At 44.6% G+C, this 23,340-nt stretch carries 23 protein-coding genes and 1 pseudogene; 5 read left to right on the plus strand and 19 right to left on the minus strand.

The features are described from left to right. Positions 1-194: 194 nt before the first annotated feature. From AC4MBN_RS00130 to AC4MBN_RS00140, 3 genes and pseudogenes are all read left to right on the plus strand, one after another. Positions 195-1,589 carry a GGDEF domain-containing protein gene (locus AC4MBN_RS00130; protein ID WP_491880454.1) on the plus strand — a complete coding sequence of 465 codons (1,395 nt, stop codon included), beginning with the start codon at positions 195-197 and terminating at the stop codon, positions 1,587-1,589. A gap of 143 nt (positions 1,590-1,732) precedes the next feature. Next, on the plus strand, positions 1,733-2,890 hold the full coding sequence (locus AC4MBN_RS00135) for a PQQ-dependent sugar dehydrogenase (RefSeq protein WP_491880455.1): 1,158 nt from the start codon (positions 1,733-1,735) through the stop codon (positions 2,888-2,890). Positions 2,891-3,241: 351 nt separating this feature from the next. Then, positions 3,242-3,637 (plus strand): annotated as a pseudogene (locus AC4MBN_RS00140) (tautomerase family protein). Between the two features lie 255 nt (positions 3,638-3,892). Here AC4MBN_RS00140 and AC4MBN_RS00145 read toward each other — a convergent pair. The 5 genes from AC4MBN_RS00145 to ribF form a co-directional block, all read right to left on the minus strand. Further along, positions 3,893-4,435 (minus strand): NADPH-dependent FMN reductase, encoded by a 543-nt coding sequence (locus tag AC4MBN_RS00145; protein WP_005232867.1) that lies wholly within the window; start codon positions 4,433-4,435, stop codon positions 3,893-3,895. A gap of 133 nt (positions 4,436-4,568) precedes the next feature. After that, on the minus strand, positions 4,569-5,051 hold the full coding sequence (locus AC4MBN_RS00150) for an FKBP-type peptidyl-prolyl cis-trans isomerase (RefSeq protein WP_125278879.1): 483 nt from the start codon (positions 5,049-5,051) through the stop codon (positions 4,569-4,571). Then, positions 5,044-5,583 (minus strand): signal peptidase II, encoded by a 540-nt coding sequence (lspA, locus tag AC4MBN_RS00155; RefSeq protein ID WP_004781354.1) that lies wholly within the window; start codon positions 5,581-5,583, stop codon positions 5,044-5,046. Before lspA ends, AC4MBN_RS00150 begins: the two co-directional genes overlap by 8 nt. After that, positions 5,576-8,422, minus strand: a complete 2,847-nt coding sequence (ileS, locus tag AC4MBN_RS00160) for an isoleucine--tRNA ligase (protein ID WP_491876308.1) — start codon at positions 8,420-8,422, stop codon at positions 5,576-5,578. Before ileS ends, lspA begins: the two co-directional genes overlap by 8 nt. 64 nt (positions 8,423-8,486) lie before the next feature. Further along, complete coding sequence (gene ribF / locus AC4MBN_RS00165; RefSeq protein ID WP_419365435.1) at positions 8,487-9,488, minus strand: bifunctional riboflavin kinase/FAD synthetase; 1,002 nt, start codon at positions 9,486-9,488, stop codon at positions 8,487-8,489. A 255-nt stretch (positions 9,489-9,743) separates the two neighbouring features. On the opposite strand from ribF, the gene AC4MBN_RS00170 reads away from it, so the two are divergent. Continuing rightward, positions 9,744-10,307, plus strand: coding sequence for a 5'-methylthioadenosine/S-adenosylhomocysteine nucleosidase family protein (locus AC4MBN_RS00170; protein ID WP_419365436.1), 564 nt, complete (start codon positions 9,744-9,746; stop codon positions 10,305-10,307). A 75-nt stretch (positions 10,308-10,382) separates the two neighbouring features. On the opposite strand, the gene AC4MBN_RS00175 is transcribed toward AC4MBN_RS00170, so the two are convergent. The 14 genes from AC4MBN_RS00175 to ubiG all read right to left on the minus strand — a co-directional run bounded on the left by AC4MBN_RS00175 (position 10,383) and on the right by ubiG (position 22,467). After that, positions 10,383-11,006, minus strand: coding sequence for a TetR/AcrR family transcriptional regulator (locus AC4MBN_RS00175; protein WP_005232857.1), 624 nt, complete (start codon positions 11,004-11,006; stop codon positions 10,383-10,385). A 349-nt stretch (positions 11,007-11,355) separates the two neighbouring features. Continuing rightward, positions 11,356-12,162: an ABC transporter ATP-binding protein gene (locus AC4MBN_RS00180; RefSeq protein WP_180011124.1), complete on the minus strand. Its 807-nt coding sequence runs from the start codon at positions 12,160-12,162 to the stop codon at positions 11,356-11,358. Between the two features lie 25 nt (positions 12,163-12,187). Continuing rightward, on the minus strand, positions 12,188-13,003 hold the full coding sequence (gene ssuC, locus AC4MBN_RS00185; RefSeq protein WP_419374899.1) for an aliphatic sulfonate ABC transporter permease SsuC: 816 nt from the start codon (positions 13,001-13,003) through the stop codon (positions 12,188-12,190). Continuing rightward, positions 13,003-14,178: an FMNH2-dependent alkanesulfonate monooxygenase gene (gene ssuD / locus AC4MBN_RS00190; protein WP_419374898.1), complete on the minus strand. Its 1,176-nt coding sequence runs from the start codon at positions 14,176-14,178 to the stop codon at positions 13,003-13,005. The genes ssuC and ssuD overlap by 1 nt, the downstream gene beginning before the upstream one ends. A gap of 16 nt (positions 14,179-14,194) precedes the next feature. Beyond that, on the minus strand, positions 14,195-15,127 hold the full coding sequence (locus AC4MBN_RS00195) for a sulfonate ABC transporter substrate-binding protein (protein WP_419374906.1): 933 nt from the start codon (positions 15,125-15,127) through the stop codon (positions 14,195-14,197). Positions 15,128-15,215: 88 nt separating this feature from the next. After that, positions 15,216-16,175, minus strand: a complete 960-nt coding sequence (locus tag AC4MBN_RS00200) for a sulfonate ABC transporter substrate-binding protein (protein WP_491880456.1) — start codon at positions 16,173-16,175, stop codon at positions 15,216-15,218. 335 nt (positions 16,176-16,510) lie between these two features. Continuing rightward, entirely contained in the window at positions 16,511-17,854 is a 1,344-nt protein-coding gene (gene argA / locus AC4MBN_RS00205) for an amino-acid N-acetyltransferase (RefSeq protein WP_179991887.1), read from the minus strand. 132 nt (positions 17,855-17,986) lie between these two features. Beyond that, positions 17,987-18,349 carry an RcnB family protein gene (locus AC4MBN_RS00210; protein WP_166137582.1) on the minus strand — a complete coding sequence of 121 codons (363 nt, stop codon included), beginning with the start codon at positions 18,347-18,349 and terminating at the stop codon, positions 17,987-17,989. A gap of 222 nt (positions 18,350-18,571) precedes the next feature. Beyond that, positions 18,572-18,967 carry an RcnB family protein gene (locus AC4MBN_RS00215; RefSeq protein ID WP_491880457.1) on the minus strand — a complete coding sequence of 132 codons (396 nt, stop codon included), beginning with the start codon at positions 18,965-18,967 and terminating at the stop codon, positions 18,572-18,574. Between the two features lie 306 nt (positions 18,968-19,273). Then, positions 19,274-19,429: a hypothetical protein gene (locus AC4MBN_RS00220; protein WP_004781372.1), complete on the minus strand. Its 156-nt coding sequence runs from the start codon at positions 19,427-19,429 to the stop codon at positions 19,274-19,276. Positions 19,430-19,612: 183 nt separating this feature from the next. Beyond that, on the minus strand, positions 19,613-20,032 hold the full coding sequence (locus tag AC4MBN_RS00225) for a hypothetical protein (protein WP_419365439.1): 420 nt from the start codon (positions 20,030-20,032) through the stop codon (positions 19,613-19,615). A 224-nt stretch (positions 20,033-20,256) separates the two neighbouring features. Beyond that, complete coding sequence (locus tag AC4MBN_RS00230; protein WP_004781375.1) at positions 20,257-21,003, minus strand: YciK family oxidoreductase; 747 nt, start codon at positions 21,001-21,003, stop codon at positions 20,257-20,259. A 49-nt stretch (positions 21,004-21,052) separates the two neighbouring features. After that, the gene (locus tag AC4MBN_RS00235; protein WP_419365440.1) at positions 21,053-21,742 is read right to left on the minus strand and encodes an HAD family hydrolase; all 690 of its coding nucleotides are present in this window, start codon (positions 21,740-21,742) and stop codon (positions 21,053-21,055) included. Then, positions 21,739-22,467 carry a bifunctional 2-polyprenyl-6-hydroxyphenol methylase/3-demethylubiquinol 3-O-methyltransferase UbiG gene (ubiG, locus tag AC4MBN_RS00240; protein ID WP_312210328.1) on the minus strand — a complete coding sequence of 243 codons (729 nt, stop codon included), beginning with the start codon at positions 22,465-22,467 and terminating at the stop codon, positions 21,739-21,741. The genes AC4MBN_RS00235 and ubiG overlap by 4 nt, the downstream gene beginning before the upstream one ends. Before the next feature lie 226 nt (positions 22,468-22,693). Here ubiG and AC4MBN_RS00245 point away from each other — a divergent pair, with 226 nt between their 5' ends. After that, entirely contained in the window at positions 22,694-23,311 is a 618-nt protein-coding gene (locus tag AC4MBN_RS00245; protein WP_004781380.1) for a thiol:disulfide interchange protein DsbA/DsbL, read from the plus strand. The last annotated feature ends 29 nt before the right edge of the window (positions 23,312-23,340 follow it).

The raw sequence follows: 23,340 nt of genomic DNA on the forward strand, positions 1-23,340 counted from the left end.
ATTCTTTCCTGACCTTAACAGGTCATAAAGACCATATTGGAACTTTTCAAAAAGCCTTCAGGCTACCTGAATCAGCCATTAATCATGCGGTTTATGTTTATGTACCATACCAGTATGAGGCTTATAGCATGTATGTCGATGATTATCTCCTGATAGAAGTAGGGTAGGTAGGCATACATGGTCAGCATCAGACCATGATGGCGCCAAAGCTGGCTTCTTTCTTTCCCTCACAGCGAGAAGTGACGATTACCATTCAGGCTTCAAGTTATCACCATATCCGTGGCGGGCTGGAAAACAGCATGTTTATTGGCTTTAACCAGCCTATTCTGGATAAGTTTTATGATCAGGTGATTCCTTTAAGTGTGATCAGTGGCGTTCTGCTGATGATTGGCTGCTTTATGGTGTTCTTTGCAGTATTTCGCAGCCTTAAAACGCAAGCAGGTAATTTGCTGCTGTTTCTAGGGTTATTTATTCTGTGCTTGAGCCTGCGTAGCTTCTTTGCAGTTCCATTTATTTATACTTTATTCACGAATATTTCCTGGGTATGGGGCACACGATTTGAGTATTTACTGACTGAATTGGCGACTCTATTTTTCCTGATTTATATCTATTTATTGCCTTATCGACTGTTAAATCCTTATTTATTAAAAATCACAGCTTTGTTAATTAGTATCAATGTGGCTGTGACCCTGTTTACGCTGCCTTATATATTCCAGAGCTTCTTTTTCCAGAGCTTTAGTATTGCAGTACTGGTCTTTATTAATCTGCTTTATGGCGCTTACTGCATGCATAAATCGCATGTGCGTTATTCCAAGATCAATTCTATTGTGGTGGTGCTGGTCTGCCTGACCTTCCTGCATGACTATTTACTTGCTTTAAAGGTGATAGATTCAGTTGAAATTGCATTTTATACATCTTGTGCCTATTTCATTTTAATTACCTTTCAGCTCAGCCGTGATTATGCGGTGCAAAGTATTAATACCGAGTTGTTAAACAAGCAGCTTTTGCGCCTGAATAAAGAACTTGATCAGAAGGTTCGGGACCGTACGCGTGATATCACCTTGCTCAATGAGAAACTCGCGCAGCAGGTGAGGCTGGATTCGCTGACAGGTGCCTATAATCGCTTTGCCTTAAATGAAGAGCTTCAGCAGCAATATGAATATACAATCGCAAATCAGACTTCGCTGGCTGTTTATATGATCAATGTAGATTATTTTAAAAACTATAATGACTATTATGGCCATCTCAAAGGTGACTATATTTTAAAAACACTGGTTCAAACTATTCAGCAAATATTGCCTGAAAATGGCTTTCTGGCACGTTATGGTGGTGAGGAATTTGCCGTTTTACTGGCAGATATTTCTTGGCAGGAAGCCAAAGATTTTGCCGAGCAACTTTGTGAGGCTATTCGTCAGCTCAATTTGGAACATGCCAATCGTGGGGATGACAAGACCTGGATTAGTATCAGTGTTGGGGCAGCGGTTATGGATGCTGAACATATCTATAGAAATGTTGACCGTTTACTGAAAACAGCTGATCAACAGCTGTATCAGGCAAAAATTCTTCGTGATTCAGCCTGTATTAAATAATAAAAAATCCAATCAATACATCAGCTCTCTTTATCTGATCAAGTTATATCCGCTTACGATTCCTTTACTTTTTTATTATTTTAGCCGCTGTCTGGAATGCTAAATTGGTATTTATCTGAATGAAATTAGCATGAAGAATAACAATGAAACAGACTCAACTAGCAGCAATTTTATTATTAGGCTTAGGTTCCTATAGCCTGACTGCCTGTGCCCAAGACAAGACTTCAGCACCGCCCGCTGGACAATCCGCTGCCAAAACCACACAGCAAGCCTATAAAGTCGAAGAATTTGCGCAGTTGAATGAGCCATGGGCACTGACTGAGCTGCCGGATCAGCGCTTACTGATTACTGAAAGATCTGGAAAGTTAAAAATATTTAATCCAGCCAATCGCAGCACTCAAACTGTTCAGGGTATCCCTCAAGTGGCCTATGGCGGACAAGGTGGCTTAGGCGATATTGCACTCCATCCTGACTTTGCCAAGAATCAGTGGGTGTATCTCAGTTATGCCGAACAGGGGCAGGGTGGCTATGGTGCAGTCGTGGTTCATGGCAAACTAGATCTCACCAAGAGCACCCCTCAACTCACTCAGATCAAAAAAATCTGGACTCAGGTACCGAAATTTTCTTCAGGACAGGGTCATTATGGGCACCGGATTATCTTTGGCTCAGACAATAAGCTCTGGATCAGTTCGGGTGAACGTCAGCAATTTAATCCAGCCCAGGACATGAACTCCAATGCCGGCAAGATTATTCGTCTGAATGACGATGGTTCAATTCCTTCCGATAATCCATTTATGAATCAGGGCGAAATTGCCAAGCAGGTCTGGAGTCTGGGACACCGTAATCCTCTCGGTTTGGCATTTGATCCACAAGGGCAGCTTTGGGTGATTGAAATGGGTCCTAAAGGCGGTGATGAGCTGAATAAAGTGATAAAAGGCAAAAATTATGGCTATCCGATCGTCTCCAATGGGGATCATTATGATGGCAAGCCGATTCCAGATCACAGCACCCGACCAGAGTTTGAAGCACCAGCACTAGATTGGACTCCAGTAATTTCTCCTTCAGACTTGTTGTTCTATACTGGCAATAGCTTTCCTCAATGGAAAAATAAAGCCATTGCTACAGGTCTGTCTTCTCAGGCAATGATTGTAATTGATACCACTCAAAATCCTGCGAAAGAAATACAGCGACTGGATATGAAAGAGCGGATTCGTGGTGCGATTCAGGCCAAAGATGGCTCACTCTGGGTGATTGAAGATAGTCCAAAAGCCAAGTTGCTTAAGATGACCACCCCTCAGTAAAAAGCTAAATAGTTAATATCAGAATGAAAGAAAAAGGCCCCAACTCCTGTGAGGGCCTTTTCAAATTTAGCTCAGATACCTTTCCTCCGGTATCGATCAGCATCCTGCCGATGTTTTATTCTTGTTTTTGCAAGACTTCCTGTCTTGGTATGTACTCAATATAGCCTGAGTCAGAAAGACCGAGTAGAGGCATTGACCGCATCTGCTGTAGGCCAGAGGCGACAAGCTCACTTGAAAATATTTATCCGATTAATTCCAGAGTTCTCAGGATAATTTTACGATATGGTAGAGATAGGAGGCCTTATTGAAGCTCATCTCTCTATTCAATAAAATAATAAAAAGGAGAAGCACATGCCTACCGTTCAAATTGAAGTCCAGCAGCAATATTCCCATGCTGATGAAGAGCAGTTACTCAATTGCGTATTTCAATGTGTGAAAAATGCCTTTCAACTGCCTGACTATGACCGTAATATCCGGCTGGTGGTACATGAAGCGCATCGTTTTCAGTATATGACTCATCTGGCTCAGCCTTAATACTTTACCTTGATCAGTATTGACTGCTTCGCTGGCCGAAGTCTGGAGACCAAGCGCAAACTGTATCAGCAGATTGTAGAAAGCTTGGGAAAATTGGGCATTCCGCCTGATCATATTCTGATTCATCTGCGAGAAAGTCCATTGGAAAACTGGGGAATCCGCGGTGGGCAAACGGCCTGTGATGTCAATTTAGGCTTTAATGTAGAGATGTGATTTTTTTAAGAAAAATAAAAGATTTTAAATACAAAAAAGCCCCAACATCCTGTTGAGGCTTTTCTGGATTTGCTTCTCAGATCTGACTCCTGTCTGACCTGTCAACGTCCTGTTACTCTGCGCTTTTTATTGTTGTTGTATCGCTTTGCAGACTTCCTGTCTGTCTATGAATCAAACTATAGCCTTGAACTGAAAGTGGGAATAGCCGACAAATTCTGCGCTGCCTGTAGGCTAAAGCGCACATCGCTGTCGTCCTCAGGCACTGACATATTGGATCAGCTTATCCACGACATCTCTAAGTGTTTTATTGTCGAATTCATTCCCTTCAAAGCTGTAGTCTTTATTGCGACTAAAAATGTCCCGCAGCTCTACAATCGCATTGGTATCCACCATGCCAAGCTGAGTGCCGACCTGACGGATCTGATCAATGGAACGTGAGCCGTTGGTGACGCCATAACCGATATAAGCTGCCGGTTTGCCTTGCCATTCCTTGGCTAGATAATCCAGCGCATTCTTTAATGCCGGGCTATAGCCATGGTTATATTCAGGGCTGATAAAAATAAATGCATCCGCAAGGGCAATAAAGTCGGCCCATTCCTGCTGTTTCGGCTGATCATAAATACCGGTCAATGGGGGATGAGAACCAGCAAAAAGCGGAAGATCCCATTCTTTTAAGTCGACAAGTTCGGTTTCAAGCGTGCTAAAACCATATTTTTTAATTTCCTGTAGTACCCAATGTGCGACCTTAATTGCTGTACGTCCTTCACGCACACTGCCAACCACAATATAAATTTTCATATCTTTCCCTTTCTTATCGCATGCTCATCAAATTAAATTAATCAGATTTCTGAACAGAGACTAGAGAGGATTTGTATCCAGAAACTAAAAAAGCTCCCGAAGGAGCTCTTTTAAATCATGTGATTAGCCGATATTACATCAGCTTCACGCCTTGCTGGCCAGCTGGAGTAACTTTGAAGATTTCGACTTCAAAGGTGATATTTTTACCTGCAAGCGGATGATTAAAGTCCACTTCGGTAATATCATCATTTACGGATCTTACTACGCCATACAAAGTCGATTTGGCCTTGTCTTCAAACTCGATCATGTGACCTTCAATCGGACGTTCGCCAAATTTCACCGTATCAAATTTTTGGACATTTTCAGGATTCCACGGACCAAAAGCTTCTTCGGGCGGAAGGCTGACGGTACGACGGTCACCAGCACGCAAGCCCATCAAGGCTTTTTCAAAACCTGGTAATAGGTTGCCATCACCAATGGTCAGGCTTACCGGTTCTTCACGGCTACGGGTATTGTCAATTTCTACGCCACTTTCGATCGCGACAGAAAAATGAAGCTCGACTTTAGAGCCGTCTTCAACACGAGTTTCCTCGTTAGGATTAATAAAATCAGTCATGTTGCGCCTGTGCACGTTGAATTCGGTGTTTTTCCAGGAAAAACGTATCAATCAGCAGCAGAATCGTACCTAAAGTAATGGCACTATCCGCAATATTAAAAGCAGGGAAGTGGCTGTTCTGATAATAGACATGAATAAAGTCGACAACATAACCTAAAGAAATGCGGTCAATCAGGTTACCAATAGCACCACCCAGAATCAGGGCAACTGCTAGTGGCAAGACTTTCATGCTCTTTGGCATACGCATCAGCCAGAACACGAAAACCACAGACACTAAACCTGCAAGAGAGGTAAAGAAATAGCGTTGCCAGCCACCAGCATCGGACAAGAAACTAAAGGCAGCGCCATAGTTATGTAATAGTGTCCAATTTAAAAAGGGCAGGACGGGCACCGGATCTGCATATTCCAGATGTGTTACCGCAATCCATTTGGTCCATTGATCTAGAATGATCGCCAGAATAGCCAGTCCGATCCACCACAAATTGTGAGGATAGAACTGGAACAGACCCTTTTTCTGCTGTGGGTTAGGCATATTTTCTCTCTTCACCTTGGCCGCTCGGGAGGTTAATGATACAACGACCGCATAGTCCTGGATGTGAGGCATGTGTATTCACATCAGGAAGCACATGCCAGCAGCGTACACATTTCTCGCCATCTGCCGCAGATACTTTTACGCGTAGGCCTTCAAGTTCAGCGTCATTGCCTTGAGCAGCATCAAACGGATTCACGATTACCTGAGAAGTGATCAGAACGAAACGCAGCTCATCACCCAGACGGTCTAGAACAGCTTTCAGTTCATCATTGGCCCACAGCTCAACTTTGGCAGACAGGTTTGAACCTACCAGTTTCTCGTTACGCGCATTTTCAATGTGTTTGTTCACCGCGGATTTCACGGCAATCAGGGTTTGCCAGTCTGCTTCAGATAACAGGTTAGCTTGTGCAGAAACTGGAATATCGTACCATTCAGCAGTGAAGACATATTTCTCACTTTGACCTGGAATTAGTGGCCATGCTTCTTGAGCAGTGAAGCTCAGGATTGGCGCCATCCAGCGAACAAAGGCTTGTACCAGATGATACAGTGCAGTTTGCGCAGAATGACGTGCCTGCGAGTCTGCTTTAGTAGTGTACTGACGGTCTTTGATGATGTCTAAGTAGAAACCACCGAGGTCGTTAATACAGAAGTTGGTCAAGGCATTGGTCACGATATGGAAGTTCATATCTTCATATGCTTTCTTGATGGTTTCCTGTACATCATTCGCGCGTTGCAGGATGTATTGATCCAGTGCAATCAGTTGATCTACGGGTAGGGCATCAGTTGCCGGGTTGAAGCCATTCAGGTTTGCCAGTAAGAAACGCAGGGTATTACGGATACGACGGTAACCATCTGATGCACGGTTAAAGATCTCTTTACCTGCGGTCATTTCATAACGGTAATCTGCTGAAGCGATCCAGAAACGCAGGCCGTCTGCACCCATGTTCTTGATAATGTCTTGCGGAGTAATGATATTACCCAGCGATTTCGACATTTTGCGGCCTTTCTCATCGACTACGAAACCGTGAGTCAGCAGACCTTTATATGGCGCACGTTGATTGATTGCCATAGAGGTCAATAATGAAGACTGGAACCAGCCACGGTGTTGGTCAGAACCTTCAAGATATAAATCAGCTGGATCAGTTAACTCTTCACGGTCACGCAGCACTGCATAATGGGTTGTACCAGAGTCAAACCATACGTCTAAGGTATCGCGAACCGCGTTGTACTGCTCAGCATCATCACCAATAAAGTCTTTGGCTTCACGGTTATACCAGGCATCAATACCTTCCTGTTCGATCAGTTTCGCGACTTCTTCGATCAGTTCAGGTGTACGCGGGTGCAGTTCATTGGTGTCTTTATGCACGAAGAATGGGATTGGTACGCCCCAAGTACGTTGACGTGAGATACACCAGTCCGGGCGGCCTTCGATCATCGCCTGAATACGGTTTTTACCCCAATCCGGTACAAAGCTGATGTCATTTTCAATGGCATTCAACGCGCCCTGACGCAGACCTTTTTCATCCATGCTGATGAACCATTGTGGGGTCGCACGGAAGATAATCGGAGTTTTATGACGCCAGCAGTGCGGGTAGCTATGCTTAATAGGCTTATGTGCCCATAGCTTGTTAGCTTCGCCAAGCGCCGCAATAATTTGTGGATTGGCCTTGTAGATATGTTCGCCTGCAAATAGGGGTGAAGTCGGTAAATACACACCATTACCACCTACAGGATTATCCACTTTCAGGTTATACAGCAGACCAACTTTATAATCGTCCACACCATGACCAGGCGCAGTATGTACAGCACCGGTACCGCTGGTCGCGATGACGTGTTCACCCAGAATTACTGGCACCTGACGCTCAGCGATTAAAGGATGCTGAAGCACCAGATTTTCAAGTTTTGCACCGGCAAAATCGGCAATCACTTCAACCGCGTTAAAGCCATAACGCTCAGTTGCAGACTCAACCAGATCTTTGGCCAGGATAAAGTTTTGTGCAGCTTTATCTTCACCACGTGCAACGACCAGCTGGTATTCAATTTCAGCATGTAAGGCAACTGCCTGGTTCGCAGGCAGGGTCCAAGGCGTAGTCGTCCAGATCACGATATCGGTTGAGTCTTTAACTTCAACACCTAAACGTGCAGACAGATCCGCCAGATCCACCACGGTGAAACCCACGTCAATCGCGTCTGACTTTTTATCTTCATATTCAACTTCAGCTTCAGCCAGTGCTGAACCACAGTCCAGACACCAGTTCACCGGTTTAAGGCCTGGCTGGATATGGCCATTTTTCGCGATTTCACCGAGTGAACGCACGATGTTGGCTTCCTGCTTGAAGTTCATGGTGAGATAAGGATTGCTCCAGTCACCAAATACACCCATACGGATGAAGTCTTTTTTCTGTAGCTCCACCTGGCTCAATGCATATTCGCGGCAAGCTTTACGGAAAGTAGGCGCATCTACTTTAACGCCGACCTTACCGACTTTTTCTTCAACTTTCAGTTCAATTGGAAGACCATGACAATCCCAGCCTGGTACATAAGGTGCATCAAAACCATCCATGATGCGGCTTTTAATGATGATGTCTTTAAGTACCTTGTTGACTGCATGACCTAAGTGAATCTGGCCATTGGCATATGGAGGGCCATCATGAAGCACGTATTTTTTCTTGCCAATTCGCGATGCACGAATCTGCTGATAAATGTCATCGGCATACCACTCTTCTAACCATTTCGCTTCACGTACTGCCAGATTTGCTTTCATTGCAAAGTCAGTACCTGGGAGGTTCAGCGTGGCTTTATAATCCACTGCATTTTCAGGAGTTTGCTTATCGCTCATGCAAGTTGTCTTCCAATTTAATCAGTCATTAGACTGACACGTTTTACAATAAAAATACGGGACATTAAAAGGGAAATGTGGGGTGTTTTCGACGAAACTCAAGCAGTTTCTCAACATCATCATCAATTCCGGCCTTTAACGCTTCAAGCGAAGGATAATCTTTTTCGCCATGCAGATAATTCAAGAAGGTTACCCGCATTAACAGGCCATACAGATTAGCAGAAACATCAGGAAAATGTACTTCTAATCGCCATTCCGGATGAGTCTGTTTGATCGCAGGGCGGGTACCCACATGACCGGCACCAAACAGGCTGCCCTGATCATAGCCGGCAATACCCGGCTGTTCAGGATTTTTCTGCTGAACCTTGGCGCTGAGTGATCCGGTTTCACAGACGACTTCAACCCCATAAATGCCCTGCAGGCAGGGTTTATGCCGGTTCAACCGGACATTAATGGTCGGGAAATCAATGGTACGGCCAATCTGGTCGCCGTATTGCACCCGGCCGGTAATACTATAAGGACGTCCCAGCAATTTGGCTGCCAGAGCCAGGTCACCCGCTTGCAGGGTCTGACGGATGCGGGTAGAACTGACCCGTTCACCATCCAAGGCAATGGTATGCAGGTTGGTGACCTTAAATCCATAATCTCGCAGGAATTCACTATTGCCTTGACGGTTTTTACCAAAGTGAAAATCATCCCCCAAGACCAGATGTGCCGCATTCAGTTTATCTTTCAGAATGTCGGCAAAGGCTTCGGCACTCAGGCTTCGAAAATGATGATCAAACTTGGCGACCGCAATATAGTCCACACCCAGTTCGCTTAAATATTCCACCTTTTCACGCAAAGAAGAAATACGCGGCGGTGCTTCATAACCTTTAAAAAATTCAAGCGGTTGTGGCTCGAAGATCATCACAACAGTTTTTAGTTGCTCAGCTTCTGCAACAGCTTTTAACTGTTTGATCATGGCCTGATGACCCAGATGCACGCCGTCAAAATTACCAATTGTAACGGCGGTTTTTGGCAATTCAGAATGTGACGCTAAAGCATTGAGACGGAGCAGCTGCATAGGCGAAATCAGGGAATTGAAAAATAGGAAAGGCTATATATTGCCATAATCTCAACGATTCGTCTTGCTGTTGTGTTTTTATGCAAAAAAATTATTGAAAAATCACGAAACACATCAAGAAGAAAGTGTGCCATCCAAGAATCTTCTGTGGTTATTTAAGTGAAAGATCTGCAAAACAGAAATCTAAAAACCCGCTTTTCATTGCCTGGATTTTGCTTTCTAATGTCACGGTTTTCTTAGTCTCGGGTAGTATACATGTCAGATTCGGCACTCATTATGGCATTGGCCAGTGAATCCAAAGGTTTGTTCGAAGCAGAAGGTGTAGAAGTCCACTATAGTGGCATCGGCAAGGTGAATGCTGCTTTTAAGGCTTTTGAAGTGATTCAGAAAACCCGCTGTAAAACCCTGATTAATCTCGGCACAGCAGGCAGTTCCCATTTCAAGGCGCATGAACTGGTCGAAGTTAAGCGTTTTGTACAACGTGATATGGATGTTTCACCCCTAGGATTTGAAGTTGGTATTACCCCGATGGATGATCATTTGCCAGGCGCAATTGATCTGGAACCATTTTTTGTCCATTTACCGAAAGGGGTTTGTGGAACAGGGGATAGCTTTGAAACAGGCTTGCCGAAAGTGGCTTGTCAGCTGGTCGATATGGAAGGCTATGCGCTGGCCAAGGTATGCAGAAAATTGGATGTGCGCCTGATTTCAGTCAAATATATTACTGACGGTGCAGATGATAGTGCTCATTTGGACTGGGAAGAGAATCTGCTGCTGGGTGCGCAGAAATTATTGAATTTATATCAAACGTTAAAATAATAATAATAAAGGGTGAGAGAAGGGGTCGGCGACCATAAAATTTATGGTCGTATGCCAAATAATTTTTGCGTTGACCTATTTTTCTTGTGTACGCGGAAGTACGCCGTACAGCATCATATGTACAGTATGCTGGATAATCCGTTGTTGCATGCTGCGGTTACGCAAGGTCTTGCCTGTTACCATTTCCATCTGGGTCGCGAAATCTGCATAGTTCTGGGTTACCGCCCAGATATTCAGAATCAGCAGTTCAGGATCGATATCTTTAGAAATCTTGCCTTGTTCCTGCCAGTTTGAAATCACTTTGGCTTTACGCTTGACCAGTTTTTTCAATGGACCTTTTAAGATTTCTAAAATGTGCGGCGCACCCTGAATCACTTCCAGAGCGAATAGGCGTGAAGCTTTAGGCTGGGTACGCGATACTTCAATTTTTTGCATCAAATAATTGGTAATCGCTTCTTCAGGTTCAAGATCAGCTTCTAGCATTTGTAAAGGTGCCAGCCATTTTTGTAGAACAGTCGTTAAAACCTCTACATAGAGCGCCTCTTTATTTTCGTAATAATAGAAAATATTCGACTTATGCATTTCTGCGATTTGTGCGATCTCATCTAAACTCGCCCCATTAAAACCGTATAGGGAAAAAACATCGAGTGCGGCATTCAGCAGCTGGTTGCGTTTTTGAGTACTCTTTTTTTGTTCCATCAGCAAATATTAAAAACAATTAAAAAAGGGAATTTTTAATTGTACGTCAAATCATCAGATTTGTGCATCAAGTCAGGTGGTAATTTTATGAATAATGATGATTTATTCTTTAGATTAAAGATACAATTAGTATCGGTTTAAGGCGCAGGAATTAAAAACCAAGCTTTTGAAAAGGTTGATAATTTTTTAAGGGGTAATTATTACCTTGAAGCATCATAAAGTTAAAATAAAATTAATGAATTAAGTTGAAATTTTGCCAATTGCTGAATAAACAATCAGTAAGACAGATATTCTCTTGATTCGAAATAAGGAATCCAGAATAACCAGCTATTCCAGATTCCCACGCATTTCAGGTTGCAAGAACGGCATTCAGAACCTGTTGTTCAAGTTCGGCGAATTTCACATTCTTTTGGCGTGGACGCGGAAGATCAACTTTAAACTCTTTGGCAATATGGCCTTTGTCCAGCAGGATAATCCGGTCTGCCAGTTGTACGGCTTCACTGACGTCGTGGGTGACCAGAATCGCGGTAAAGCCCTGTTCAGTCCATAATTTTTCAATCAGGTTCTGCATATCCAGACGGGTCAGGGCATCCAACGCACCAAGTGGTTCATCTAGCAATAAAATACGTGGCTTATGTGACAAGGCACGTGCCAGAGCAGTACGCTGGCGCTGACCACCAGACAGTTGTGAAGGCCAAAGCCCAGCTTTTTCTTTTAAGCCGACTTTCTCCAGCATTTGTGAAGCATTACCATGCTGGTCTTTGGGTAGGCCGAGTTGCACGTTCTGTTCGATGCTGCGCCATGGCAATAAACGCGGATCCTGGAACATCACGCGGATATCATCAGCGGTAATGCCTTCACGGATATGACGTGCAGACTTGAATTTAATTTCGCCATAGCTCTGTTTTTCTAAATCTGCAATCAGACGAAGCAGGGTACTTTTACCACAGCCACTACGTCCAACAATCGCCAGAAATTCACCCGGCTGAATATGCAGGTCCAGATCTTCCAGTACCTTCACCGAACCATAGAACTTGTGCAGCTGTTCAATAATGATTTCGGCACCGGCAACTGCATTGGGATTGATATCGGTTGCAGCAGGCTCCTGCACTGCAGTCGGATCATTGGCAAGACGCCCTAAGCTGAGATCAGTCATCACATGCTCCTCAATATTTTTTCAATTATTTTTGATAGCCAGCATGCCAGCGCAGCAGGAATCGTTCTAAGGCCACGGCCAGGACATCTGCCAGTTTACCGAGCAGGGCATACAGTAAAATACCCACCAGGACGACATCGGTTTGCAGGAATTCACGCGCGTTCATGGTCATATAACCGATACCGGACTGGGCAGAAATCGTTTCCGCCACAATCAGTAGTACCCAGACCAGACCGAGTGAAAAACGCAGACCGACCAGAATTGAAGGCATTGCCCCTGGCAGGATGATTTCTTTATAAAGCTGCCAGCGGGTCAGGCCATAGCTTTTACCCATTTCAATCAGCTGGGGATCGACTGAACGAATGCCATGATAGGTATTGATATAGATCGGGAAGAACACACCAATCGCGACCAGGAACAGCTTGGCTGATTCATCAATTCCGAACCAGAGAATGACCAGTGGAATTAAGGCCAAAGCCGGAATGTTACGGATCATTTGTAAGGTGGTATCCAGCAGGGTAGAGGCCATTTTGGATGAACCATTCAGTAGACCCAAAATTAGCCCTAGACCACCGCCTACTAATAAACCACTTAAGGCACGACCAGCACTGACTTTGACATGTGTCCACAACTCACCGCTGAGCAGCAAATTCCAGAATGCGATGACTACGGCACTTGGTGCAGGCAAAATACGGCTTTCCAGCAAACCGGTACTCGACGCGATTTGCCAGAGTAGAATTAATCCGACAGGAACTAACCAGGGCAGCAAACGCTGCCCAAGCTGTGTTCCACGTGAAACCTTCTTTTCTGCGAGGGTTTCAACTGAAACGATTTTCGACATTAAGCTGGCTCCTGAACACTCTCAGCCTTCTTGTTCTCATCTGGAGTGTAATTATTTGCCACAATCTCACCGAATGGACCAGTCAGGTTTGGCTGAGCCAGTTTTTGTTGAGTTTCAAGCGGAAGTAATGGGAATACTAGTTCCGCAAAACGGATCGATTCTTCCAGATGTGGATAGCCTGAGAAAATGAAGGTATCGATACCTAGATCAGCATATTCCTGAATACGTGCTGCGACAGTTTCTGGATCGCCGACCAATGCTGTACCTGCACCGCCACGTACCAGACCTACACCTGCCCACAGGTTTGGAGACACTTCGAGTTTGCTACGGTCGCCATTGTGCAGCTCAGCCATACGACGTTGGCCGACAGAGTCCATTTGCTTGAATTTCGCTTGTGCAGCAGCAATGGTGGCATCATCCACATACTGGATGAGCTCGTCTGCTGCTCTCCATGCTTCTTCATTGGTTTCACGCACGATCACATGTAGACGGATACCGTAGCTCAGCTTGCGACCTTTCGCTTCGGCTTTGGCACGGACATTGTCAATTTTTTCTTTGACTGCCGCAGGTGGCTCACCCCAAGTCAGATAAGTGTCAACCTGATCAGTGGCCAGTTCAACGGCTGCATCTGAAGAACCACCGAACCAGAGTGGTGGATATGGTTTTTGAATCGGTGAATAAAGCAGTTTGGCATCGTCCACACTTAAGCGTTCGCCATGGAACGTAAAGCTTTCGCCGGTATGTGAACGGGTCAGGATTTCACGCCAGATGGTGGTGTATTCAGCCGCAGTCTTGTAGCGTGTTGCATGATCTTCATAAACGCCGTCACCTTTTAATTCTTGCTCATCACCACCCGTCACCAGGTTCAGCAATATACGGCCACCAGACAGACGGTCAAAGGTTGCAGCCATACGCGCAGTCAGGGCAGGCGTAGTAACACCTGGACGCAGCGCGACGAGGAATTTCAATTTTTTAGTGGCATCAATCAGGCTGGCTGCAGTTAACCACGGATCTTCACATGAACGGCCAGTCGGGATTAATACACCTTCATAGCCAAGATTATCGACCGCAACCGCAATCTGCTTCATGTAGGCATGATCGACCTGGCGTGCACCTTTGCTGGTACCTAAGTAGCGGCTGTCGCCATGTGTCGGGATAAACCAGAAAATTTTCATGTCTTTGATCCTTAGATTATTTGCCTGCCCAAACGGCTTGCTGAATATTGATAGATTTCGGAATGATCTTGAGTTCGCTGAAATGGTTTGCGAGTTCCTGCTGATCGGCAATCACTTTCTTGGTGAGCGGTGCAGCACCAGACGGATTCGGACGACGCTGGATAAAGGTCTGGCTGACAATCGGTTTTAGACCGGTACTTTGTGCAAAGATGCTTGCAGTTTCAGCCTTATGGCTTTGTACCCATTTATCTGCAACATTGACCTGCTTGATAATGCCTTTTAAAGCTTGCGGATGATTTTTGATTAAATTTTCTGAAGCGAGGTAAAAGGTGTAATTTGGACTTAAGCCCTTACCTGAAGATAAAACTCTGGCTTTATCTTCTACTTGAGCCGCAGCATAGTACGGATCCCAAATCGCCCAGGCATCAATCGCACCTTTCTGGAAAGCTGCACGCGCATCAGCAGGGCTTAACCAGACCGGCTGAATATCAGTCCATTGCAGACCCGCTTTGCGTACTGCCTGTACCAGTAAATAATGTGAGCTTGAACCGCGGTGCACGCCAACACGTTTACCTTTGAGCTGGCTCAGCTTGGTAATTTTGGAATTGTGCTGGACCAGAATGGCAGAAGATAAAGGTTTTGCAGTTTCATAAGCAAAATAGTGCAATGGCTTATTGCCTGCCTGAGCGTAGACAGGAGGTGTATCTCCAGTTGCACCTACATCAATAGAACCTACCGCCAGTGCTTCTAAAATTTGTGGTCCGCCTGGGAATTCATTCCAGCTGATTTTTGCATTTGGAAATTCCTTTTCCAACAGCTTTTGCTGCTGGGCAATCACCAGGTTCACAGAGGCTTTTTGATAACCCACACGCAGCTGTTTAACTGAAGGATCTGCTGCCCAAGCAGCACTTGAACCCAACATCGAGCAAGCAACTAATGCAGCGTTCATCCCATGACTGGAGGTCTTGAACCATGTGATTGCTTTTTTGTGTAGCTGATGTTGAGTCATGATTAAATCCCCTAAATTGTTCTTTGGTTTACTTCGCGATAATTGCAGATTGAATATTCAGTTTTGCTGGAATCAGTTGCTGGCCATAGAAGGCATCAGCCACCTGTTGTTGTTTTTGTGCCACTTCGGGAGTGAGTGGTTTTACCCCAAAGCCCATGCGTGAAATAGACGTTTTTAATACATCAAAGGCCAGGCCTGTCGGTTTTTCCAGAAGTTTGGCTGCTTCATCCTGATGAGCAGAAACCCACTCAGTGGTCAGGTTGAGTTCATTCACGACAGCTTCAATAATCTGTGGGTTGGCTTCAGCAAACTTGCGATCTGCCAGATAGAACTGATGATTACTGACGATGTTCTCACCCGTGGCGATGACACGGGCACCAATCTGATGTTCTGCTGCAGCGAAGAACGGATCCCAGATCACCCAGGCATCGACAGCACCGCGTTCGAAAGCGGCACGGGCATCAGAAGGTGGCAGGTAAACCACTTCGATATCGCTGAGTTTTAGATTATTGGCTTCAAGGACTTTGAGTAGTAAGTAATGAACATTTGAGCCTTTATTTAAGGCAACACGTTTGCCTTTCAGATCCTGTACGGATTGAATCTTCGAGTCTTTTTGTACGATTAGCGCTTCAGCTTTCGGTGCTTCAGGCTGGTTGGCCACATAGCCCAGATTTGAATTCGCTGCTTGAGCAAAAATCGGTGGCGCTTCACCGGCTTCACCAAAAGATACGCTGCCGACATTCAAGCCTTCAAGCAACTGAGGACCAGCCGGGAATTCAACCCATTTCACATTCACGCCTTGTTCTTTTAATGACGTTTCTAAGGTGCCACGTTCTTTTAAGATCGGCAGTACACCATATTTCTGGAAACCAATATTCAGGGTCACGGCTTCTTGTTTTTTGCCACAGCCAGAAAGCATCATCACGCCAGCCACCGCAGCACTAAGGACCGCAGTTTTTGTGAAGAGTTGAATGTGTGATTGGCGCATGAATCAGAACTCCTGAAAATTTAGAAATGTGAAATGAAGAACTTAGGCATACGCTAAAGCTTTTTACTTTTCTAAAAAAATAACTATTCAGGAATTTCTAATGAAGAAAAAAGATAAATAAAAAAGTGCAAAACTTATGCAGGAAACTGATTTACACATTAATTTAGGAAAAAAGAATTATTTATATAAGATAATGAAATATAAAATTATTTATTCTAAATAAAGTGGCCAGATATGCTTATTAAAAAATCAGCAATAGTATTTTTATACTGAATGCAGGTTTTATGAATATCGTTATCTAAAATAAAGATATGAGAGCGCATAAAAAAGTCACTTTAAAGTGACTTTTTACAGACAATTGAATTGCGCTGATAATTATAAAAAGCCTGTCGGGCATCGGGTAGATCATCCACTGATGCCGGTTCAAAGCCCTGTTCCAGAAACCAGTGTGCAGTACGGGTCGTTAAAATAAACAGTTGCTGAATACCCAGACTTTTGGCCTTATCTTCCAGATAATGCAGGATCTGGCTGCCGCGATTGGATTGACGGTAACTTGGATCTACTGCAACGCAGGCGATTTCTGCAGAACGCAGTTCATTGCCCGTAGTCGGAATCGGATACAGGGCTGCACAGGCCAGAATCATGCCATCACGCTCAATTACAGCGAACTGGTCAATTTCATTTTCCAGACGTTCCCGCGAACGGTAAACCAGAATACCTTCTTCTTCCAAGGGGCGAAGCAAGCGGATCAGGCCACCGACATCCTGAATATCGGCCATACGCACTTCTTCATAATGCGCATCCGTGATCATGGTGCCGGAGCCATCCCGGGTGAACAGTTCTTCCAGCAAGGCGCCGTCATAGGTATACGAAATCAGATGAACACGATTGACGCCATTTCGGGAAGCTTCCTGAGCGGCCTTGAGCTGGAGCCGAATTTCAATATCCTGTTCATCAGAAAGAATATAGTCATCCAATTGCTGTGGGGTTACCTCCCGTTTTAACTGACCCTTACTGTCGAGCAGACCATGCTGTCGACCCAAGATAATCAGTTTATCGGCTTTAAGGCGAGTCGCAGTTTTGGTGGCGACTTCCTCAGCTAGAAGGTTAAAAACTTCACCTGTCGTTGAATAGCCGGTCGGACCGAGAATCACAATATTATGATTGTCCAGATGACGTTGAATCGCATCGGTATCAATCGCCCGAACTTCACCAGTTAACTGAAAATCAACCCCGTCACGGATGCCATAAGGTTTGGCTGTCACAAAATTTCCAGAAACGGCATCAATGCGCGCACCATACATGGGTGAGTTGGCCAGCCCCATCGACAGTAATGCCTCAATCTGTAAACGGATCGATCCTACTGCATTCAGTACACAGCTTAAGGATTCACGTGTCGTCACCCGACGCTGTTGGTGGAAGGGGGTCTCGAAGCCACTCGCAGCCAGATTCTGGTTAATCTGCGGACGCGCGCCATGCACCAGAATCAGGCGGATTCCTAAAGAATTGAGCAGGGCAATATCATGAATGATGTGCTGAAAGTTGTCATGCAATACCGCTTCACCATCAAACATGATCACAAAAGTTTTATTGCGATGAGCATTGATATAAGGTGCAGAATGGCGAAACCAGTGCACATATTGCAAGGTGTTGCTCGGTGAGGTTTCTGCTGCAGTCATAGCTGTGCCCATTTCAACATTTAAAGATCTAGCTTTGATTCTAATGAAAAAATACTGAAGTGGAAGTACAGATATAAAAAAACACCTGAAGCGAGCTGCAGGTGTCTGCTAGAAGGGCAGAAAAGAGAATGATTAGTTGATGATTCGAACAATCTTGTCGTTACGATCGTTGACTAGCACATAGTCACCATTGATTTTGTACCATTGCTGGTTTTTACCTGCTTTCGGCAGACGGCGTGCTTCATAGCCACTGACTTCAAAGCGACGGTTGTCATACTGGTTTGGCAGTTTTTGACCTACGCGCCAGTCACGGCTTGGGTTAACCCCACGGTTGTTATAACGACGGTCATCCCATTTTTTCGCATCTTTATGATCCCAGTGCGGTGCTGGTTTATGCGGTGCATAACGTGGATCATGATGCTGCGGTGCGGCCATTGCAGAAGTAGCAACCAGCGCACTAAGAGATAAGGCAATTGTAGTTAAAACTTTTTTCATGGCTCTCACCTAAAAATCTGTACATGTTTTCGATGAGATTAAATTAGCGAATAAGTGGATAGAAAGCGTGAGGCCAGTTTAGTGGAATTGTTAAATTCATGAAGGAATTTAGGAGATTAGCCACGATTAAAAGGAAAGCTCTAAAATAAGAAAAAGCCTAAAAAGGCTCATCCTAAAAATCAAAAAGCCCAAACAAGGATGGGCTTTGTATCAGGTTCTGAATCAGTCTCCGATGATCCGGACAATACTGTTATTTTCAGAGTTCACCAGAATGTAGTCATTGTTGACTTTGTACCATTGCTGCTTACGGTCTGGTTTAGGCAGTTTATGATCCTTATATTCGACCTTGTAGCCATTACTGCGATAATGCTGCGGCATGACATAGCCAGGCTGCCAGCGTAACTGCTGCAGACGCTTAACACCACGTTCTTCACGCATACGGCGTTTATCATACTGGTCTTGGTGATCGTCATGGAACTCACGCGATTTCTTGGCCTGATGATGACCCGGACCCCGTTCCATACGCTGTTCATCATTGAAATGAGGGGCAGCGTTTGCAACATTTGCTAGCATGAATGCACTGCAGGACATCGCCAATGTTACCAGAACCTTTTTCATGTTGAACCCTCATTCAATTGTTCATTTTCTACAGTAACTAATGTACGGAAAAATTGCAGAGAAACTGTGAAGAACTGGCTGAAGTTTTATATCAATTACAGAGAAATTATGATTATGCCATGATTTTACATAAGCTTAGGATGCACTTCAGTCAGTTGACCAGTTATGCCCAGCCCCATTGGCATTTCAGCAAAACCGGGATCAAGATGCAAGCGCAATGTCCTGAATTGTATATCAAAACCGTCTCAAATTAGTGGAAAAATATTCTTTTTAAGCACCAGATCTTGATTCGGGCATGGCAATTTTTCAGTTCCACTGTTCCGTTAAACCCTGTAAGGACTGAATGGCTTCAGCCACAGACTCTGCCTCGACTGCATCTTCTAAAGCCAAAATCAGGGCAGTTGATAACTGCAAGTTTTCAATACGACGAATAGTTTCAGTTTTACGTTTTTGGTCTGCCATTTAATTTTCCTTCGCTTTGATTTAACTTGAAAAGCATTATAAAAATTTTATATAAATTTGGAAAACCGAATAATTTTATATTATTGATTCGTTAAAACGATTTATGTCTGTTTTTTAAAGAATTTAAGGATAAAAAAAGAGCATCATCCGTAAATGTGCTCTTTCGGGATCTAATGAACGATCTTAATAGGCATAGTTCAGATCAGTATAGTCACTTAGGGATTTCTGTACATGTGCCTGAATAAAAGTACGCACATCTTCTGCTGTCATTGCTTTGCCCTGATTGCTGATCACATGTTCAATTTCAGGCTGACCTTCGATCTTGATACGATAGACAAAGTGTTTCGCTACCTGATAACGATCGTCCAGCTTTTCGATACCCGTCACATAATGATAGGAATGTTCAAAATTCAGATCGGTATGGGAAAAGACAAACTGGTCAAACAGTTTCAGTTTTTGACCATTTTCGAGTGCCTGAATGTCATCGACAATGCTGGCATCAAACTTCATGCCGTATTTTTCAGAGATCGGCTGCTGATCGACCAGCAGAGAGATCATGCCATCTTCCAAAGTCGTCACGGTGATGTTGTTTAAGTCAGTCATGTTGCACTCAAATAAAAATCTGTTGGCGCTAGTATAGGGGAATTTGCAGCGAACTGAATAAAGACAGTATTGTAGAAATAAGAAAGGTCTGGCTGATTCAGTCTGAAATCTGGATGAATTGGGCAGGAGAATAAGCAGCTTTCAAATGGGCCTTATCTTTATAGAATTTAAAAAACAAAAAAGCCAATGCGGACATTGGCTTTTAAATAAGTATCAATTAGAGCTTAGTCCTGCGCATCAATACTTTGACCGTTCATATGCAAGCTATCTTCACCCATCAGGTACAGATAGGCTGGCATGATGGAATCCGGTGTCGGTAAGGTTTTCGGATCTTCATTCGGATAAGCCTTGGCACGCATTGCCGTACGTGTAGCGCCTGGATTGATACAGTTAAAACGGATATTCGAATTGACCCGTTCTTTGGCAAATAACTGGCTCACTGCTTCAATGGCAATTTTTGAAACTGAATAAGCGCCCCAGCATTCCCGGGCTTCACGACCTACGCCGGAACTGGCAAAGACCACAGAAGCATGTTTGGATTTTTCCAGCAGGGGTAACAGGGCTTGGGTAATCACAAAAGGCGCACGAAGGTTAACCGCCATGACATCATCCCAGACATTAACCGGATAATCTGCCAGTGGCACTCGCTCGCCTAAAATACCGGCATTATGCAAAATCCCGTCCAGACGGCCAAACTGACGATCGAGCGTGTCGAGCAATAATTCATAATCACGTTCAGAGGCGCTAGATAACTGTAATGGGAGAATGGCAGGTTGCGGCGCACCTAAGCTTTCAATCTCGTCATAAATGACTTCAAGCTTGTTTAAGGTACGCCCGTGCAGAACTACAGTTGCCCCATGCAGGGCATAGCTGATTGCTGCTGCACGACCAATGCCATCGCCCGCACCCGTGATCAGGATGATACGATCTTTTAACAGATCGGGGCGAGGTTGATATTCTGAATACTTCATTATCTACCTCCTCATTATTATTGTTAAGTGTCTTCAGTAGTTTCAGGAATCAAGACAGGACACTTGGCTCGCTCAAGACCAGTTTTTGAATGTGCTGGTGTAACTCGTTCACTGTATTCACTATATAGTCGGCTTGCCAGGCTGTTAAGTCATCTTTGTATTGCAGTGGTAAATAACCGTATGCTGCCAGTATGGTATACATCTTGGCATTGCGGCCTGCATCGATATCCCGTGGATGGTCACCGACATAGATACAGTCCTCTGCAGCCAGCTGTAGCTGCTCGGCAGCCAGATACATCGGCTCCGGATCTGGCTTGGTTCGGGTCACATCTTCCGGACAGACCAGTACGGCACAGCGTTCGGTCAGGTTTAAAGCTTTGAGTAAAGCTTCGCTCAACCAGCGCGGTTTATTGGTCACAATTCCCCAAGGGATATCATTTTCCTCTAATTCTTCAAGTAGAGGATACATTCCGCTGAACAGGTCTGTATCTACTGCAATATCTGCACCATACATATCCAGAAAACGCTGGCGATGCTCCAAGAAAACCGGGTCTTCCAGTTGCAATTCCGGATAGACCAATTTGACCATAGCGCGGGCACCTTCTGAAACCTGGGTACGGATCAGATCGGCTTCCACCACGTCACGGCCAGCTTCACGGCACATATGCTGGATAATCCGGATAAAGTCAGCCGCGGTATCAATTAAAGTACCATCCAGGTCGAATAGAACAGCCTTCATTGGGCGGCCTCTTGCGCGCTTTCTTTAACGGTATACACCATATAGTTTACATCGACATTCGGTGCCAGCCAGTAACGCTTGGTCAGCGGGTTATAATGCAGGCCAGTCATATCTTTCAGTTTTAAACCGGCATTACGGATGTCGTGCGCCAACTCAGAAGGCTTGATGAATTTGCTGTAATCATGTGTACCTTTGGCTAGCATGCGCAGGATATATTCTGCGCCAATGATCGCAAACAGATAAGATTTTGGATTACGGTTAATGGTCGAGAAGAAGACATGGCCACCTGGTTTGGCCAGTTTGTAACAGGCCTGAATAATAGAGGCTGGATCAGGTACATGTTCCAGCATTTCCATACAGGTAACCACATCGTATTGGCCGGCCTGTTCTTCTGCGAGTTGCTCTACTGGAATCTGACGGTATTCAATATTGCTGACACCTTCCTGCTCGGCATGGATGCGGGCCACATTCAGTGGCGCTTCGCCCATATCAATGCCCAGCACTTGAGCGCCACGGCGTGCCATGCTTTCTGACAGGATGCCCCCGCCACAGCCTACATCCAGCACTTTTTTGCCGCTCAAGCCACCGGCATGTTCATCAATCCAGTTGAGACGCAGTGGATTGATCATATGCAATGGGCGGAACTCGGAATGCTGATCCCACCATATAGCTGCAAATGCTTCAAACTTGGCAATTTCTTGTGGATCAACATTCAATTGCGACATCGGTGTCACCTCAATCAGTCGTGATTATTTAAAATTTAAGTTCGCCCAGAGGCGGTATAAACAGATTTAACTTCTTGTAAATCAGTACACTTGTTTAGTGTAGCGATTCTGGAAAAAAAAGCGATAAAAGCTGTAAAAAAGTTCACAGAATAAAAACGAAACCGGCATAATTACTTTATAGTGAAGCCATAAATTAGACATAATGATTTAGAGGACGATAATCCCAATGAAAAAATTTATTTTAGGCACTGTAGCCGCATCTGTTTTGGCATTTTCTGGCAGTGCAATGGCCGCCAACTTTGTAGCAGGTCAAGACTATCAAGTCCTGGCGAATCCAGTAAAAGTTGAAAAGCCGGGGAAAATTGAAGTCCGTGAATTCTTCTGGTATGGCTGTGGTCACTGCTATTCTCTTGAACCACACATGCAAAGCTGGTTAAAAAAATTACCTAAAGATGTACGTTTCGTGCGTACCCCAGCCGCGATGAATCCACTATGGGAACAGGCAGCTCGTGCGTATTATGTGTCTGAAGCTCTAGGTGTTCGTCAAAAAGCGCATTTGCAGCTATTTCATGATATCCATGCGAAGAAACAGCCAATTCTGGAGCAGGCTCAATTGGCCAAGTTCTATACCCGTTATGGTATTTCTGAAGCGAAATTTAATACCACTTATAAATCATTCCCGATTTCTTCAAAAATCGCACAGGCCAAAAATCTGGCTGCGACTTATCAGTTAAGCGGCGTACCAGCGGTAACCGTAAATGGTAAGTATGTAGTTCAGGGCGATGATGCCAAAGTGGTTCAAGTAGTGAATTATCTGGTTGAAAAAGAGCGTAAAGCTAAATAACACCAGATCTGCATGAATCTAAAAACCCG

The organism is Acinetobacter sp. CAU_H_60, from assembly GCF_058599385.1.

Coding starts and splice junctions, on each gene's coding strand:
- AC4MBN_RS00130 (WP_491880454.1), top strand. CDS start 195: ATGATGGCGCCAAAGCTGGCTTCTTTCTTTCCCTCACAGCGAGAAGTG.
- AC4MBN_RS00135 (WP_491880455.1), top strand. CDS start 1,733: ATGAAACAGACTCAACTAGCAGCAATTTTATTATTAGGCTTAGGTTCC.
- AC4MBN_RS00145 (WP_005232867.1), bottom strand. CDS start 4,435: ATGAAAATTTATATTGTGGTTGGCAGTGTGCGTGAAGGACGTACAGCA.
- AC4MBN_RS00150 (WP_125278879.1), bottom strand. CDS start 5,051: ATGACTGATTTTATTAATCCTAACGAGGAAACTCGTGTTGAAGACGGC.
- lspA (WP_004781354.1), bottom strand. CDS start 5,583: ATGCCTAACCCACAGCAGAAAAAGGGTCTGTTCCAGTTCTATCCTCAC.
- ileS (WP_491876308.1), bottom strand. CDS start 8,422: ATGAGCGATAAGCAAACTCCTGAAAATGCAGTGGATTATAAAGCCACG.
- ribF (WP_419365435.1), bottom strand. CDS start 9,488: ATGCAGCTGCTCCGTCTCAATGCTTTAGCGTCACATTCTGAATTGCCA.
- AC4MBN_RS00170 (WP_419365436.1), top strand. CDS start 9,744: ATGTCAGATTCGGCACTCATTATGGCATTGGCCAGTGAATCCAAAGGT.
- AC4MBN_RS00175 (WP_005232857.1), bottom strand. CDS start 11,006: ATGGAACAAAAAAAGAGTACTCAAAAACGCAACCAGCTGCTGAATGCC.
- AC4MBN_RS00180 (WP_180011124.1), bottom strand. CDS start 12,162: ATGACTGATCTCAGCTTAGGGCGTCTTGCCAATGATCCGACTGCAGTG.
- ssuC (WP_419374899.1), bottom strand. CDS start 13,003: ATGTCGAAAATCGTTTCAGTTGAAACCCTCGCAGAAAAGAAGGTTTCA.
- ssuD (WP_419374898.1), bottom strand. CDS start 14,178: ATGAAAATTTTCTGGTTTATCCCGACACATGGCGACAGCCGCTACTTA.
- AC4MBN_RS00195 (WP_419374906.1), bottom strand. CDS start 15,127: ATGAACGCTGCATTAGTTGCTTGCTCGATGTTGGGTTCAAGTGCTGCT.
- AC4MBN_RS00200 (WP_491880456.1), bottom strand. CDS start 16,175: ATGCGCCAATCACACATTCAACTCTTCACAAAAACTGCGGTCCTTAGT.
- argA (WP_179991887.1), bottom strand. CDS start 17,854: ATGACTGCAGCAGAAACCTCACCGAGCAACACCTTGCAATATGTGCAC.
- AC4MBN_RS00210 (WP_166137582.1), bottom strand. CDS start 18,349: ATGAAAAAAGTTTTAACTACAATTGCCTTATCTCTTAGTGCGCTGGTT.
- AC4MBN_RS00215 (WP_491880457.1), bottom strand. CDS start 18,967: ATGAAAAAGGTTCTGGTAACATTGGCGATGTCCTGCAGTGCATTCATG.
- AC4MBN_RS00220 (WP_004781372.1), bottom strand. CDS start 19,429: ATGGCAGACCAAAAACGTAAAACTGAAACTATTCGTCGTATTGAAAAC.
- AC4MBN_RS00225 (WP_419365439.1), bottom strand. CDS start 20,032: ATGACTGACTTAAACAACATCACCGTGACGACTTTGGAAGATGGCATG.
- AC4MBN_RS00230 (WP_004781375.1), bottom strand. CDS start 21,003: ATGAAGTATTCAGAATATCAACCTCGCCCCGATCTGTTAAAAGATCGT.
- AC4MBN_RS00235 (WP_419365440.1), bottom strand. CDS start 21,742: ATGAAGGCTGTTCTATTCGACCTGGATGGTACTTTAATTGATACCGCG.
- ubiG (WP_312210328.1), bottom strand. CDS start 22,467: ATGTCGCAATTGAATGTTGATCCACAAGAAATTGCCAAGTTTGAAGCA.
- AC4MBN_RS00245 (WP_004781380.1), top strand. CDS start 22,694: ATGAAAAAATTTATTTTAGGCACTGTAGCCGCATCTGTTTTGGCATTT.